Source organism: Reichenbachiella versicolor (assembly GCF_003171675.1).
Lineage (GTDB): Bacteria > Bacteroidota > Bacteroidia > Cytophagales > Cyclobacteriaceae > Reichenbachiella > Reichenbachiella versicolor.
This window is the reverse complement of the sequence record NZ_QFZQ01000006.1, coordinates 99,169-115,502: the sequence shown is the minus strand read 5'-3', so window position 1 is coordinate 115,502 and position 16,334 is coordinate 99,169. Positions and strand designations below refer to the sequence as shown.

General features: G+C 37.3%; 15 protein-coding genes. All 15 read left to right on the top strand.

Features of this window, described 5'->3' with window-relative positions; translation table 11 throughout:
* The first annotated feature begins 3 nt into the window (after positions 1–3).
* The 15 genes from DKG80_RS13175 to DKG80_RS13105 all read left to right on the top strand — a co-directional run bounded on the left by DKG80_RS13175 (position 4) and on the right by DKG80_RS13105 (position 16,326).
* Positions 4–669, top strand: coding sequence for an ABC transporter ATP-binding protein (locus DKG80_RS13175; RefSeq protein WP_109831827.1), 666 nt, complete (start codon positions 4–6; stop codon positions 667–669).
* A gap of 2 nt (positions 670–671) precedes the next feature.
* Positions 672–1,934 carry an ABC transporter permease gene (locus tag DKG80_RS13170; protein WP_109831826.1) on the top strand — a complete coding sequence of 421 codons (1,263 nt, stop codon included), beginning with the start codon at positions 672–674 and terminating at the stop codon, positions 1,932–1,934.
* Entirely contained in the window at positions 1,931–3,145 is a 1,215-nt protein-coding gene (locus DKG80_RS13165) for an ABC transporter permease (protein ID WP_109831825.1), read from the top strand. The genes DKG80_RS13170 and DKG80_RS13165 overlap by 4 nt, the downstream gene beginning before the upstream one ends.
* A gap of 68 nt (positions 3,146–3,213) precedes the next feature.
* Positions 3,214–4,569: a sigma-54-dependent transcriptional regulator gene (locus tag DKG80_RS13160; protein ID WP_109831824.1), complete on the top strand. Its 1,356-nt coding sequence runs from the start codon at positions 3,214–3,216 to the stop codon at positions 4,567–4,569.
* Positions 4,566–5,855, top strand: a complete 1,290-nt coding sequence (locus tag DKG80_RS13155; RefSeq protein WP_109831823.1) for a sensor histidine kinase — start codon at positions 4,566–4,568, stop codon at positions 5,853–5,855. Before DKG80_RS13160 ends, DKG80_RS13155 begins: the two co-directional genes overlap by 4 nt.
* Positions 5,856–7,370: 1,515 nt before the next feature.
* Complete coding sequence (locus DKG80_RS13150; protein WP_109831822.1) at positions 7,371–7,901, top strand: hypothetical protein; 531 nt, start codon at positions 7,371–7,373, stop codon at positions 7,899–7,901.
* Between the two features lie 501 nt (positions 7,902–8,402).
* Positions 8,403–8,870, top strand: a complete 468-nt coding sequence (locus DKG80_RS13145; protein ID WP_109831821.1) for a hypothetical protein — start codon at positions 8,403–8,405, stop codon at positions 8,868–8,870.
* The gene (locus DKG80_RS13140; RefSeq protein WP_109831820.1) at positions 8,867–9,061 is read left to right on the top strand and encodes a hypothetical protein; all 195 of its coding nucleotides are present in this window, start codon (positions 8,867–8,869) and stop codon (positions 9,059–9,061) included. Before DKG80_RS13145 ends, DKG80_RS13140 begins: the two co-directional genes overlap by 4 nt.
* 216 nt (positions 9,062–9,277) lie before the next feature.
* Positions 9,278–9,667, top strand: a complete 390-nt coding sequence (locus tag DKG80_RS13135) for a hypothetical protein (protein ID WP_109831819.1) — start codon at positions 9,278–9,280, stop codon at positions 9,665–9,667.
* Between the two features lie 8 nt (positions 9,668–9,675).
* Positions 9,676–10,053 carry a hypothetical protein gene (locus DKG80_RS13130; RefSeq protein ID WP_109831818.1) on the top strand — a complete coding sequence of 126 codons (378 nt, stop codon included), beginning with the start codon at positions 9,676–9,678 and terminating at the stop codon, positions 10,051–10,053.
* A gap of 316 nt (positions 10,054–10,369) precedes the next feature.
* On the top strand, positions 10,370–10,699 hold the full coding sequence (locus DKG80_RS13125) for an ArsR/SmtB family transcription factor (RefSeq protein ID WP_109831817.1): 330 nt from the start codon (positions 10,370–10,372) through the stop codon (positions 10,697–10,699).
* Positions 10,692–11,144 carry an SRPBCC domain-containing protein gene (locus DKG80_RS13120; RefSeq protein ID WP_109831816.1) on the top strand — a complete coding sequence of 151 codons (453 nt, stop codon included), beginning with the start codon at positions 10,692–10,694 and terminating at the stop codon, positions 11,142–11,144. The genes DKG80_RS13125 and DKG80_RS13120 overlap by 8 nt, the downstream gene beginning before the upstream one ends.
* Before the next feature lie 531 nt (positions 11,145–11,675).
* The gene (locus DKG80_RS13115; RefSeq protein ID WP_109831815.1) at positions 11,676–12,614 is read left to right on the top strand and encodes a sirohydrochlorin chelatase; all 939 of its coding nucleotides are present in this window, start codon (positions 11,676–11,678) and stop codon (positions 12,612–12,614) included.
* 92 nt (positions 12,615–12,706) lie between these two features.
* Positions 12,707–14,128, top strand: coding sequence for an FMN-binding protein (locus DKG80_RS13110; protein WP_109831814.1), 1,422 nt, complete (start codon positions 12,707–12,709; stop codon positions 14,126–14,128).
* A gap of 5 nt (positions 14,129–14,133) precedes the next feature.
* Entirely contained in the window at positions 14,134–16,326 is a 2,193-nt protein-coding gene (locus DKG80_RS13105) for a TonB-dependent receptor (protein WP_109831813.1), read from the top strand.
* Positions 16,327–16,334 lie beyond the last annotated feature (8 nt).

Below are 16,334 nucleotides of genomic sequence, written 5' to 3'. Positions count from 1 at the left end.
ATTATGATTGAATTAAGCAATGTTGAAAAAGTGTATCAAACCAAGGAGATTGAGACACTTGCATTAAACCAAATCAACCTCAAAATAGAAAAAGGGGAATTCGCATCGATCATGGGACCATCAGGCTGCGGCAAGAGTACTTTGCTCAATGTCATGGGGTTGTTAGACATGCCTAGCACAGGCTCAGTGAGAATTCAAGGTGAAAAAGTTACAAATAGAAAAGAAACAAAACTCGCCGAGTTCAGAAACCAAAACCTTGGTTTCATCTTTCAGAGTTTTCACTTAGTCAATGACCTGACCGTCTATGACAATGTGGAAATGCCACTGCTCTACCGAAAAGGAATTTCAAGCAAAGAAAGAAAGGAACGAATCATGTCAGTGCTTGAAAAAGTAGGCTTAAGCGCAAGAGTTCACCACTATCCGTCACAGTTATCTGGAGGTCAAAAACAGCGAGTCGCTATTGCTAGAGCGATTATAGGAAGTCCAGAGATCATTTTGGCAGATGAGCCAACTGGGAATTTGGACAGTCGAATGGGACATGAAATTATGGACCTATTAATGGAACTGAACAAGGAAGGAACCACTATCGTGATGGTGACACACGATGAAGCTTTGGCTCAGAAGACCAACAGAATTATCAGATTGTTTGACGGAAGCTTAGTGAATTGATCATGTTTAAGAATTATATAAAAATAGCATGGAAAGTGCTCATGCGTCGCAAGTTATACGCGTTTGTTACTTTGTTTGGAATCAGTTTGACGCTAACACTTTTGTTTGCCACTACGGTTTTTGTGGATCATATCTTTGCCTCTAAAGGCACCGAATCCAAGTTTGATAGAGCCATATTCGCTCACACATTGCGAATGACAAAGCGTAAAACAGAAGATCAATCCAATAACCCATTCTCTTACAGATTTGTCCGAGACTATGCCTACAAGATGAAAACCCCAGAGCTGGTAGCAGCATACTCAGGAGCTAATTTAACCAATGACCTAGTGTATGCATACAGAAATGGTAAAAGGGAACCATTGACAATGCGCTTTACAGATGGAAACTATTGGCAGTTAGTTGATTTAGAGTTTTTAGAAGGAAGAGGGTATACGCTAGATGAAATCGAAAAGGATGACAAAATCGTCATTCTAGATAGAAAGTCCAGAGAGATATATTTCAACGGAGAACCGTGTGTAGGAAAAACAGTTCAACTAAAAGGAGTACCCTTTAGAGTCATGGGAGTGGTAGAAAATGTGGACGCCATTCGATTTTCTGCTTATTCCAATATTTGGTTGCCATTTACCCATACTAAGCATCAAGAATGGGGTTATTTCGGTCACCTTCAAATTGCCTTTTTGGCTCACCAGCAATCAGACATTTCAAAAATTCAAGAAGAATTTGCAGATAAGTTGGCAAAACTAGATTTCTCAGGAACTCACTTTGACAGTGCCTATGCAAAGCCAAAGCCAGCAACGATGGATGTTTGGGAAAAGCACGATATCTACGCAGATTCATTAGGTCAGTTCATGGAAATAGAAGACGTACCTTATTTGTTATTCGGTACTGTAATACTAATGTATCTCTTTCTCCCAGGACTCAATCTCATCAGTTTGAACTCTACCAGGATCATGGAGCGCTTCCCTGAAATTGGAGCTCGAAAATCATTTGGAGCGACGACCAAGCATCTGGCTATACAATTCATGATTGAAAACATAATGATTACCCTTCTAGGGGCATTGATCGCAGGAGCAGCTACTTTCATTATTATCTATTTGATTAATGATTCTGGAATATTCTTCAACTCTCAAATAGCACCGGGTAGTAGGTCTTTTATAGTAGGAATCGGTTCTGCTTTGATATTGGCTATCCTGTCAGGAGTCACTCCTAGTTTGAAACTAGCCAAAACCCCAATTGTTAAAACTTTAAAAAACAGCACCAAATGAAACAGATATTTAAACTGATCTGGAATAATAAGAGTCGCAATGCCATTCTGATTCTAGAGCTATTAGGGACATTCCTATTAGTATTTGGCCTGTACTCCATATGTACCATGTTCTATATGAATTTTAAAGAACCTATTGGCTTTACGTATGACGATGTCTGGATGATAGATGCGTCTTCGCCAGAAGACAAGCAAATAGACCAAAAGATTCTTAAAACACTTCCAGAATACAAGGAGATAGAAAAAGCCACTATGATGGAAGGCAATACTCCATTTATGTTTCGCTACTGGAGACAAATACCTCGATATAAAGATGTGAAAAAGCCAGTCATCACATTTGATGCTGAAGATGATTTTAGAGATATCATGAGTTTGAATGTAGTAGAAGGTCGATGGTATGGTAGTGAAGATAATGCCTCGAAACTGCGACCCGCAGTCATCAATCAGGCATTTCAAAAAGACTTTTTCAAAGGAGAAAATCCTATAGGAAAAGAACTAGAGCTAACAGAACGAGACAATGTTATCATAGTAGGAGTAATAGATAACTTCAAATACGGTGGAGAATTGACGTTTACTGAGCCTCAATTATTTATCAGAACATTGTACCGAGAACCGTTGGATTTGCCCTATGATGTGAGACAACGTCCATCTGTCTGGGACAACAATATGCAAGGGACCGCTGGAGATCCAATCTTCATCAAGTTGAAGAAAGGAATAGGGAAGGAATTCGAACAGCAACTGGTCACTTCCATCACCCAAGAATTTCCCGGAACCAATGTCATAGTCAAAAGCTTGCCAGAGATGCGCGAATCAAACATGGGTACGAGACTCATACCGACCGCTGTATTACTAGTCATAGTTGTGTTTTTGGTCATCAATATCTTCATAGGTTTGTTTGGAGTATTGTGGTATAACATATCTACACGTAGTGCAGAAATAGGATTGCGAAGAGCAATAGGAGCCAATACCTTAGAGATTTACAAACAGTTCATTACCGAGATGCTTATGGTCGGTCTTCTAGGAATGATTCCGGGGCTATTGATCGCAATTCAATTCCCACTGCTCAACGCATTTGATCTGGATGGACAGGTTTATTATGTAGCGATGGCATTAGCCTTTGCAACAGTGTCAGTATTGATAGTAGTTTGCGCTTATTTACCAAGTAGACAAGCTGCATTGGTAGACCCAGCAATAGCTTTACGACAAGAGTAGTACTATTAGGAAATAATAAGTAATTCTAAATGCAGGTGAGAAAACATGGAATATGATAATTTAATAGCATGATTCTAATAATAGACGACGATAGAGCAGTTCAGAGTGCATTTAGATTACTCCTAGATATAGAAGGGTTTGAAACTCGAACAGCTCATCATCCAAATGAAGGCATGGAAATTATCCAACAAGATCAGCCAGAGTTGATCTTGTTGGATTTGAACTATACGGATCGTACCTCAGGTGAAGAAGGGTTGGCATTTCTAGGTAAACTAAAATCCAATTTTGCTCATATACCTGTGATTCTCGTTACTGGATGGGGCTCGATCCCATTAGCCGTAGAAGGGATGAAACTGGGAGCGGCAGACTTCATCAATAAACCATGGGACGATGGTCATCTGATGAACTCTATTCGGACAGCTTTAGAGTTATCAAAAAAGACCAAACTTCCTTCCGCTCGCGTCCAGCTAGATGAGCAATTTGACTTTAGTATGATTATCGGAGAGTCGCCGCAGATAGTGCAGACACTTAATATGATCTCTAGAGTAAGCCAAACAGACGCGCCAGTATTAGTACTAGGACCCAGTGGAACAGGAAAAGAACTAGCCGCAGAAGCCATTCACCGAAATAGCTTAAGAAAAGACAAGCCTTTTGTCAAGGTGAACTTAGGAGGGATTTCTACCTCTTTATTCGAAAGTGAAATGTTTGGACATAAGAAAGGAGCATTTACAGATGCTTATGCCAACAGAGTAGGTCGATTCGAAATGGCAGAAGGAGGGACAATATTCCTAGACGAAATAGGGGATTTAGATCTAGCGTCACAAGTAAAGTTGCTCAGGGTACTACAAGATAAAACGTATCAGGTTTTAGGTGATAGTCGGACTAAAAATGCTGATGTCAGAGTAGTAGCAGCTACCAATAAGAATTTACCTGAGATGATTAAAAATGGTCAGTTTAGAGAAGATTTGTTTTATCGAATCAATCTAGTCTCGCTAGAGTTGCCTGCGCTGTCACAGCGAAAATCTGATATTCCCCATCTAGTTAGATTTTTCATCAAGCAGCTCAATTCAGCTTATAAAAGAAAAACCACAATTTCAGACTCTGCCATTGCGTGGCTTTCCTCTCAGTTCTTTGAAGGGAATATTAGAGAGCTAAAAAATCAATTGGAACGAACCTTTCTACTGAGTATGAATGATGAATTGCAGGTCGGAGATTTTCAGATACTGTCATCAGATAGTCATCAAGCTACAGGCCAGTTGCCAGAAAATATGACCATAGATCAAGTCGAAGAAATGATGATTAAGAATGCCATTGAAACACACCAGCACAACTTGAGCAAAGTGGCAGACGCACTTGGGTTGAGCAGAGGAGCGCTGTACAGAAGGTTAGAAAAATATGGAATCAAAACACAAGAACAAAAATGAGTTTAAGAGCAAAGTTCATCTGGTTTATCGTTTTGATTCATCTGGTACAAGTAGCACTAGTAGTGACTTTGTATCAGTACGACAAGGTATTTTTTGTAGTCTCAGAAGTCTTACTAGTATCATCCTTTTGCATCTCTTTAGCATTATATAGGTCTTTTTTGAAGCCGCATAGATTGCTGATGGCTGGAGTAGAAGCCTTGAAGGATCAAGACTTCAGTATTCGAGTAAAAAGTGTCGGGCAAAAGGATCTGGATAATCTAATCGAAGTATTTAACCTCATGCTTGTACAACTCAGGTCCGAGAAATTACACTTGACTGAGAAAAATTTCTTTTTGGATAAGCTCATTGAAAATTCAAAGTCAGGAATATTGATTCTTGATTTTAATCACCAAGTATCCAGTCTCAATCCCTCAGCAGAGCAAATGCTAGGCGTCGTAGCGAATAAAGCTCAAGGAGCTTTACTAGAAGAGTTAGATTCGGTATTGGCAAAGAGATTGAATCGAATACCATTAAATGAAAGCACTGTAGTTCATTTGGATGGAGTCAAAAGGTATAAATGCACCAAGCGCTCTTTTTACGAAAAAGGAGCAGAAAGAGTATTCTTTCATATGGATGAATTAACAAACGAGTTAATCAAAGCAGAGAAAGTGTCTTACGAAAAAGTAATACGAGTAATGGCACATGAAGTGAATAATACGATAGGAGCAGTTAATTCAGTACTGAATAGTACACTGCGGTTTGAAGAGCAGATCAGAGAGAATATCTCTGATAAATTGGCTGAAGCTATTAAGTCATCAAGAGATCGAAATGATGCCTTGAATACTTTCATGAGGAATTATGCCGACGTAGTTAAACTACCGATGCCAAACCTTGAAAAATCTGACCTTAGAGATATAGCTCATAGACTTGGTGTATTGTATGAGCATGATTTGAAGTCGATAGATTGGGAAGAAAGCTTACCTGACCAACCGATGTGGTTGGACATAGACGCCTCTCAGATCGAATTGGTTTTGAGTAATGTGGTCAAAAACGCCATAGAAGCCATCAAAGAAGAAGGCTATGTGAAAGTAAGTCTAGACCAACATAGTTTGAAAATAGAAAACAATGGTGAACCAATTTCAGCTGATCAGCAGCAAAAAATATTTGAAGCTTTTTATACTTCTAAAGCCAACGGACAAGGAATTGGTTTGACCCTGACAAAGGAAATACTAATGAATCATGGTTTTGATTTCTCATTATCAACCAACGATCAAGGAATCACTGTTTTTGAGATGAAATTCGGTTGAGAGAGCTATCAAAATCTATTACTGAGACCTTCGCAATTATCTAAATATGATGAAAGAGTAAGATGTATAGAATTATACCTCAAAAAAGCACGCACTAAGAAATGGTCCTTAAATCAGATGCGTTAAGAATTTTGACGGAAAGAAGCGTCCAAAAATTTTACTGTTTGAGGAGGGACGACGAGTTTATATAAAGTATGATTGAAACTTACACAAAAGACAAAGTGTTTGTCCGACAGTTCGATAAATACAGGTGCCGAAAGTGTAAATGTGTCATAGACTCAGTTCGATTTAAAAACCTATTGATTCATATATTTGACGTTTCACAAGAAAGAATGAAAATTATACTGTCTGATCCCGATAGCGCAGCGTATCGGGAGAGTTTATAATTTTCTAGACTTTTTGCTTCCTTTTTTGGCAATGAAAAAAGGAAGAGCCTGCCTGGCTTGAAGGCAAAAGCTTGATTAAGTGTAATAGATTGAGGTTTTGCAGAGTGTTTGAAAAATTATTGATCGAACTCAGCTTCATAGACTCTATGTAAAATTTTTAGTGAAGTGGAGTTGAAATTTAGCCTTCTGATTTACAGACTTGACTTCTTTGCTACTTTCTTTGTCAAGCAAGAAAGTAGAGAAAACGTTTATTTAAAGCTCGTTAGGCTATTCAAACATACTATTTTGTGCAGTTATCTTCTGGATTCTATATATCCTAATCAAGAGAGAGTTTATCAGCAAGACTTACCTACTACCAGATAAGACTCTCAAATAGTATTAGGAGTACTCAAGATTTTATAAGTATTTGACTCAATCCAAGCATCAGAGAATCGAACCTGAAAGGTTATCAAACGGCAATTCAAGTTCAAGTGATTTATTATCGGTCTCAGGCATTACATTATGAATAGCCAGTTGTTCAACTTATGGTTAATAATCAACCTCTATATATCAATAACAGTCAGATTAGTTACCATAACTTAAAACTTAATATCCATAAAATACAACTTGATTACCATAATGTTCTTCTCAGTAGCCATAATGTAAATCTACAATATCATAATGTACATCTGAATTACGATAATAAACATCTCAATCATAATAATACAATCCCTTAAGTCCATAATACACTTCTAAAATACCATAATTTAAGTCCCAGTCCCCAAAACCGGAATCTGCTAAAACATAGGACGCTTTGTCTCTTTGCTAAAGCTCTGCAACCAAGCTCCAGCACAATAAAAGGCTCTCAAAGCGTTATTTAACATACTAACTGCTCATAGACGGACTGCGGAAACTTTTGAATTAGATACGGCTTCCAATGAATTGTTTACTTTGGTAAACAGCTAGTTGTAGTTTTTGCTGAGATATGTAAAAGTTTCAACCATAAGAGTAGCATGGCTGGATCAGGGGTATATGTCATCTATTACCGTTTGTAATTGATTGTTGTCGTTTACAGTATTATATTTCAGTGTAAAAAAAACTGAGTGTTATATACTCGGTTGTTATCATCAATGATTAAAAATTGAATCAAATGGATAAAGATCAGATAATAGATTTCTATAAAAGTACAAATCAGTATTATGCGAATTATCACAACCATAAAGAAACTTCTGCTTGGGCTGGTCTGGTCTTGTATATGGCTTTTGCTGGTTTAATTAATTTATTCAAGATTCCAGTACAGAGTCAAATTGAAATAACAATTCTGATATCTTTTTTTGTAGTAGCGATAACCGTGTTTGTATATCGTTACATATCTATACAACTTAAAATGAAGGATAGAGCGGGAGCCTATAGTGCTGCTGCGTTCTCATTTTTAAATGAACTAATGACTAATAAAAAGTTAACTGAATCGGAGCTGGTACAATATCTTGAAATAGAAGAAAGTGAAGACACTATAGCTCAATCTAGTCATGTTTTGCCAAAAAAATTTTTAAAGAAATCAAGAGTGCTTAACACGCGAGGTAGAGGTTTTCAAGACCAAACTAGAACGATGATATATGGAATTTTATTTGCCATTTGTTTTTTAACATTGACGCTAAAATTTTGGGCATTAGTAGCTTAAAAAGATGATAACAGACACTAAAATGAATATGCGAACTGAGTTATCTGATAGAATAATACGAATGGGGAATTTCAGTGCTTCTAGCAATTGAGACGTATGCTCATTTTAGTTGGACGTAATCGATAACTAACTTAAAAAAATAGACTGGCTTAACTCATATATCGAGCTCTTTGTATTACCCGATCGATCGCAATTTCATTGCGATTGTATCTATGAATAGCATCTGTGATGCGATCTCCATATTCAACTGAATTCTTTTTCAATACTCTATTGATACTACTAAGCCTATATAAAAAGTACAATTATAACCTTACATAGGTTAGCCATAAACACATATTCATGTAAAGAACACCGCAATGCAATTGCTAGGTAATTCTATATAAGCATAGGTTTCAATCGCAAAACCTTTGCGATCGAGCGGGATTGGCTATTTTACATCCGAAGCATTAACAATATCAAACGTCAGAATTCATACTGAGGCGTTGGCATCTATTACACTGCATGGCGAAAAGAATAACATATGATGAACGAGCTAAACGGTTAGCTAGAACCATTGAGATAGCTGAAGAAGTAATCAACACTTCAACCTCATTTCCAAATGATTTAAAATCTCACATCTTGAATTTCGGAGCTGAATGTAAAAGACTTGCTTTGAATCCAGAACTCCAGTTTCGAAAAGTTGAGAGCCTGAAGTTTTTGGAAAATGATTACCTAACTTATTGGAACGAAAGTGATGGTGAACACATAGAGCAATTCTGGAAGCAAGTTTTTTATGAGGAATTAGATTTTGAAAGAAAGGATATCATAAGAATAGTCCTAAAAAGAGGCAGGATCAAAGATATTCATGAATTTGATAATATTACAGATAACATAGTTGCAGCTGAACAGATAGGACGGATAAACTCAGAACAAGCTGAACTTCTTGGTAACTATTTGAGTGAATTCGAATCAAGATCAAGCAACAAATGAAAAAAATATTACTTATTAATAGTCATTATTACATGTCTGGCTTCCTGTGGACAAGGTTAGATGAAAACTTCCAGCTCGATCTCAATTGCATTGCGATTGTATCTATAAATAGCATCTGTGATGCGATCTCCATGTTCAAACTAGTCTTATACCTTGACTCACACGACACCACTAATCCTATAGAAAAATAGAGTCTCACTCATTGTCTCTAACCTTATATTGGTTAAATATAGACACATATTCATGTAAAGAACACCGCAATGCAATTGCTAGATAACTTGGCTGGATCAGGGGTATATGTCACCTATTACCTCTTGTAATTGATTGTCGTCGTTTATAGTATTGTGTATCTATGTAAAAGAAAAATTGAGTGTTATATACTCGGTTGTTGTAGTACAAAACTCCAGATGGAAATAATAGAACCTAAATATAGATTTGGTGGCAATTGGGAAGAACTAGCAACACTTTTTAATTATACGATAGATAGTCTTTCGCAAGATTGGACATATGAAATTGCCGAACCAGAAAGAATAGACGATTATATTCAGGCTTATAACAAAGAAATCAAAAATGAAGACACAAAGTTTTCATTGATGGAAATGATAATTCAAGCACTCGAGGATCAGGGAAGTATTGAGTTGATTAAACTGAAGTGGGCATTAGTCAAACCTCTACTTCTAAAGGATTTTGATCTACATCAATTCACAATTTTCTATTGGAGTTGTTGGGATAATGAGAATATTGAGGATAGTTGGGTTGTTACCCCTCTTTTCAGAGAACTTTGGCTGAACAAATAACTTAAATTATGCAAAGTCGAATCATGTATATCGAACATAAAACTGATCAGAACGATCGAGGTGAGGCATGGATTGGATTAGTCGAATTCTCTAAGTCAGGACAAACAGTCTACTTCAACGGACACGCATACAAGAAGCTGAAATCTGGCGGGACGGCAGGGAACTTCTATGATATTGAAACTGGAGATGAATTTTGGATTTCCGGTGTGAAAAAGAATGGACAAGACCGACATCGGGCTGGTGGTGGTAGAGTGAAAATCGAGAGAGTCATCGTTGACGAATATCTGAATATTGTTGATTTCGATTTACTTGACGATCAGCATTACGAACTTTCAGAACCCAAACTAACGGACAAGCAGAAATTTAAGGAACTTGAAAATGAGTAAGTCAAATAGACGTGCTGTAACAAACATTATTATCCATAAGATTATTGAGGTATTTCCCCGCTCTATCGCAATGTATCTATAATAGCATCTGAGAAGCGATCTCCATATTTAACGGAATTCTTTTTCAATACTCTATTGATATAAAGATACCGAAATGCAATTGCTAGATAACTCTCTATAAACATAGATTTCAATCGCAAAACATTTGCGATAGAGTGAGAATTTCAGAATTACCCATTCGCATTAAATTTTGACAAATTCAGTTGTGTAACTAAATGATTACATATAAATTCGTAACCGAATAGTTACGTGACTTATGAGAAGAGATGTTTTTCAAGCCATAGCTGACCCTGTAAGAAGAGAAATTATAGATATTCTTTCTGAATCAGAGCTTTCAGTAAATGAAGTAGCTGAAAGATTTGAAATCAGCAGACCAGCTATTTCAAAACATTTAAAAATTCTTGATGAATGTGGCATCGTATCTATCGCAAAAAGAGGTAGAGAACGCTTTTGTTATGTCAATCATCAAAATTTAATTCCTGCTTTCTTATGGGTGGAAAAATACCATAAACAATGGGAGAAGAGAATTAACTCTTTTGAAGAATATGTAAATCAGCTTAGAAATAAAAAGGATAGAAATGAGTAATTTAAAAAACAGAACACTTTCACTAGAAAAAATTTTTGACGCACCAATCGAACTGGTATGGGAAGCGTGGACAAGCTCGGAGCATATTATTAAATGGTGGGCACCTCCTGGAATGGATTTAAAAGTTATTGAACACAACTTTAAAGTTGGTGGGAAATGGAAGTATACAATGCCAATGCCTGATGGAACAGAATTTATATCGGAGGGCACTTACAAAGAGATTGTAGAGATGGAAAAAATTGTAACTAGTGCAGATTTTAGACCAATGACGGAAAATGTAGAATTGCACGCATCTTTTGAAAAACTTGATAATCAAACCAAATTCACTTTTAGCGTTATTCACGAAACGGAAGATTATTGCAAACAACAGGAGAAAATGGGATTCTATAATGGTTGGGGTTCTGCATTTGACAGATTAGAATCATTGGTAATAAACTTGAAATAGATATGAAAGAGCTAACAACAACAATAGATATCTCTTCTTCGCACAAAGAAGTTCTCGCTCGATCACAATTGCATTGCGATTGTATCTATAAATAGCATCTGTGATGCGATCTCCATGTTCAAACTAAATTCTATGTCTTTTCTCAAATTATACCATCAAGTCTATATAAAGAGTAGAATCTCACTCAATTTCTCCGATCTTATTTCGGTTAGTCATAAATACATGATCATGTAAAGAACACCGCAATGCAATTGCGATCGAGCTGGAATACTAATGAATCACGGTTTTTATTTTTCATAATCAACCGATGAACTAAGAGTCTCTGTTTTTGAGATGAAATTCGGTAAATAAAAAATACAGAAAGGTTATCTGTTTTTGATAAAGTAGGAGCAAAGCCAACTCATCTGAATGGGTTGGCTTTCCTGATTTACATCAGGACTTTTCAAAAAAATGACTAATTATCTTTGAGTTATTTAGAATTAATCTAATTTAGCGATTATTAATTTTATTTAGATTGATTAAAAATAAATAATGAAAAGGATAATCTTAGCAATTGCAGTACTACTAACAGCTAGCCTACTTTCATGTACCAAAAAAAAAGAGACGGTTGAAACTTCTGCTTTGGAGGAAGGCGAAAAGATTGGAGTATTGTTAGTTAACCATGGTTCGCACTCTAAAGGTTGGAGACAGATGCTTAAGGATATTGAAGTAGATGTCAAGGAAGAAATAATGGCAAGTGGTGATATCCTAGATGTGCGTACCGCATTTATGGAATACACGGAGCCCTCTATTGCTACTCAGCTTAAGCAATTTGATACCGAAGAGTATGATAAAGTCATAGTAGTACCCATCTTCTTAACAATATCATCTCATACCAGCCATGATATTCCAAATATCGCTGGTTTGGCTAACGACCCTAAAGTGAAAGCCAATCTTAAAGCTGAAGGTATAGAAACCTATAATGCTAAGGCCAAAGTAATAGTGACTCCATTACTTGATTTCCCTACCGTATTGAAGAAAAACATAACTCGTAGAGCGAAAGCGCTATCCGATGGTAGCGGTGATGAAGGTGTTGCATTAATTGCCTACGGTGATGAAGAGTTTAATCAGCAATGGGAAGAGATGGTAGAGGACATAGGTAGGTATCTAAAAGCTCAAACAGGTATCGGGTCAATATCTTACGGCTGGTGTGGGCACCTAGTTCGATATTCCTCAGAACCAACCAAAAAAGCTATAGAACAGATTTTAGAGTTGGAAGAAAGGGCTTTGGTCATCCCTGTCTTAGTTGCTAACGACGAGCATTTTCAAGGTGAAATAGTTCAAAACGGGGTGGATATGATAGAAGATCAATCTCGAGTGGCCTATAAGCAAGATGCTATTCTTCCTGACCCAAATATCAACAGATGGGTAGTAAAGATTGTTGCTGAAACAGTTGCTGACCTTAAAGGGCAACCGATAGCAAATAAATAAGATTTTTTCATCGTACAATTTCTCTAAAGAGAGAAAAAAGGTGGCCTGATGATGGTCAGGCTACCTACTTTAACTCCTTAATACACGAAATCATGTCTAAGCGATTGACGATAGATTATCGTAAGTCTGTCATTACGGCCTGCCTGCTTAGCCTCTTTATATTTTTTGCAATCTATGGTCCCTTGGAGAGATCGGGCATCCTATCTCATGTGAATACCTTAGAAAATGAGTTTTTCTCACCTCAGTTGATTACTGATACTCAAAGGTCTATAGTAGTAGAAGCGGGGTTAATCTCACAGGGCTCTCGCTATGTACTGGGTGAATACGGATTAGTCAATCCAAAGGCCAAGTCAAACGTAAAGGCCGCTGGGATGCTGTCATTTGATAGTGAAATGGGTGAGTCTCTACACAATAATGAATGGTCAGCTGCTATGCGTGAAAGGTTGATTGTTAAGCATGGGGATAATGCTGAGATCAATATCAAAATGCAAGGAGAATTGTGTTATGCTGAGATATATAGTCATGGAAAACTGAAGACTTTATACTTTGAAAATATGCTTCATAATACCGTACAGGGTTTTTCCGGTCCAATATACTTGGGCATGGAAACTTCCCTGAGCGGTACACTAGAAGAAGTTTCGTATATCACTTCCAAGGAGACCGAAAGTTATCTCAGAAAGATCTTAAGAAGCACCTACCTTGATCAATATGCCGGACTAGGATTGGATCAACAACCGGAGACCATCGATGCAGTTTCTGGAGCGACTATCACTGCCAAAGCTATGGCAGATGCGGTGACAGAAGCTTTTTCCGTTACTGCTCCTCAGTTACTGTCTACCTATTATGCTTTTGATCTTAATAACTTTCATGTTTCGGCAAAACTCACCTATTGGTGGATACTTCACATTGTCGTCATAGCAGCGATCTTCTTATATGCCATTTTGCCACAGATCAAGAAGACAAAGAAGTCAAGACTTTTAGTTTCAGTTTTGACTCTAATCTATGTTGGCTTTGGGTTGAATGGTTCCTTCACATACGTGACTTTTCTGATGCCATTTATGGGGACAGAAGTGTCATTATTTTTAGGACTATACGCATTGTTAACTTTGTTAGCAGCTGTATGGGGTAAGAATGCTTACTGCTCGTATGTATGTCCTTTTGGCGCAGCACAGATGATCTCATTGAAGTATTCTCCATTCAAATCGAAGAAGCTTTTCATTACTAATAAACAAGCAGAGTATTTCCGCTACGTCTTGACCATCGTGTTAGTAGGAGGTTTTATCTATGGTTATAAGACTTTCGGAAACTATGAGCTATTCCCAGATCTATTCGGCACTGAAGTCTCTTCATATTGGTTTTATGTAGCTGCGGCATTTGTAGTGATTTCCATGAGATATCCTATGCTATGGTGTAGGCTCGCTTGTCCTACAGGTTGTGTACTTGATGCTCTCAAGGACGCTTCTAATACTCGGTCAAGATTCTCAATCCTCAACAAAAAAATCACCTTTAACTGAGAGTTATGAAAAAGTACTCTTTGATCATACTGTGTCTGTTTATCAGTAGTTTTTTATTAGCAAATAGCAAAGAAACAATTCGACTATCAGTAAAAGACGGCAATGATCCGTTAGTCGGTGCTCATGTATGTTTATTGGATGAATTAGGAAAGAAATCCTATTTCGCTACAGATATAGATGGACTAGTTAACATTCCATATAAACAGGGAATCCAATGCATTATTTCATATGCAGGATACAAAACTCAGAAAGTGAATCTGGTCAATAATGAGGAACAAGTAGTTCAGCTTAAACCAGATTTGTTGATGTTGGATCAGGTGATTAAAACGGCTAGTATAGATGTACAACGCGCGGATGAATCAATCTACAAAGTTGGAGTAATCAACTCTTTGACCTTAGAAAAGCAGGGAGTGCAAAACATAAACGATGCGCTTCGATTCCAACCAAACATTAACCTTAGACAAGATGGTGTTTTAGGTTCTCAAATATTCATGCAAGGTCTAGAAGGACAACACGTCAAACTTCTCATTGACGGTGTACCTGTGATTGGGCGTCAAAGTGGAAACATTGACTTATCTCAGATTGATATGTCTCAAGTTGATCATATTGAGATTGTAGAAGGTCCGATGTCAGTAGTCTATGGTTCGAATGCACTTGCTGGTACCATCAACATTATTACAAAAGAAAATAAATACTACGCCATTGATGGTTCGGCAGTCTTATATGGAGAGTCTGTCGGTCAATATAATGCGAATGCAAATGTATCCGGTAATGCGGGGGGAAATCGATATAGTTTGTCGGCGGGCTATCGAATGTTTGATGGACATGATAAGGATAAGTCGACCAGAAGCATGGTCTGGAATCCAAAATCTCAGTTGAACCTTGACGGCTATTATAACCTCAATAAAGAGAATTGGAATTTAAAGGTAGGAGTCAGAAGGTCTTGGGAATTGATTGACTATAAAGGGGATTACCTAGATGGAACATCCACCGCAAGAGATAGAGAGTTTGAAACTATACGTCACAGTTATTATGCAGATAGTAAGATATCCATTGGAGAGAATTCTACCATAAGTGGTTTAATGTCCTACAATACATACAATCGTTCTTCTCGCCAATATGTATATAATTACTCAAGAGGGATAAAGGATGAGCAACCAGATGAGCAGATAGAAGACCAGTTTGATAACTGGAATTGTAGACTGTCCTATTCTAGTGCGATATCAGATTTAATAAAGATTCAAGCTGGTTTTGAATTAAACAACGAGAGTGGAAAAGGTGACAGAATACTATCTAATGAGAGACTAGCCGATTATGCATTGTGGTCTGATTTGAAACTTGAACTTTTAGATCAAGTCACATTTCAACCGGGTATAAGGTTGATACATCACAATGTCTACTCCGCTCCGGTAATATATTCTGCTCATTTGATGTACAAGTCAGATCATAGGTTCGAAGCCAAAGCTTCTGTTGGAAAGGGATTTAGAGCCCCTTCGATGAAAGAATTGTATTTCGTTTTTGTAGATGCTAATCACCAAATTTTTGGTAATGAAGACTTAATACCAGAGCATTCTATAAATATATCCACCTCTGTTTCCCAGATAATTGATATAGGATCGAACTCTATATTCAAGCCGGAAATAACTACTTTTTTCAACCACTTGGATGACGTAATCGATCTGGCTCAGAATGAAGATGGGACCGCTTTTTATTATGCTAACATAGCTCAGAAGCGAACTCATGGAGGAACAGCATCCATGCTGTACAACAGAAATAACCACTGGAAATTCAGCCTAGGGTATACACTTACAGGTATAGGCTATGATCCATTAGAGGCAGGAAAGTATGATTTCCAGTATTCCAATGATTTGGTAGGAATGGCTTCGTACTATTATCCAAGAATAGATCTGTCTACACAATTAGATTTCAAATACACAGGACAACGAACTCAGTTATTTTCTAATGGAGAGGATATTTCACAAGGGAGTGTAGAAGGCTATAGTACTCTGAATTGGTCTGCCACGAAGAATTTTGCAGCTAAACGATATGTATTGACTGCGGGTGTGAAGAATATTCTTGACGTCGACAATATCTCAAGTACGACAAGTGGAGGAGCACATTCAGCTGGTGGAAATGTGATTATTGCTTGGGGTCGATCCTATTTTCTTTCATTTAAGTTCAACCTAAAAAGAGTTTAAAAAAATTT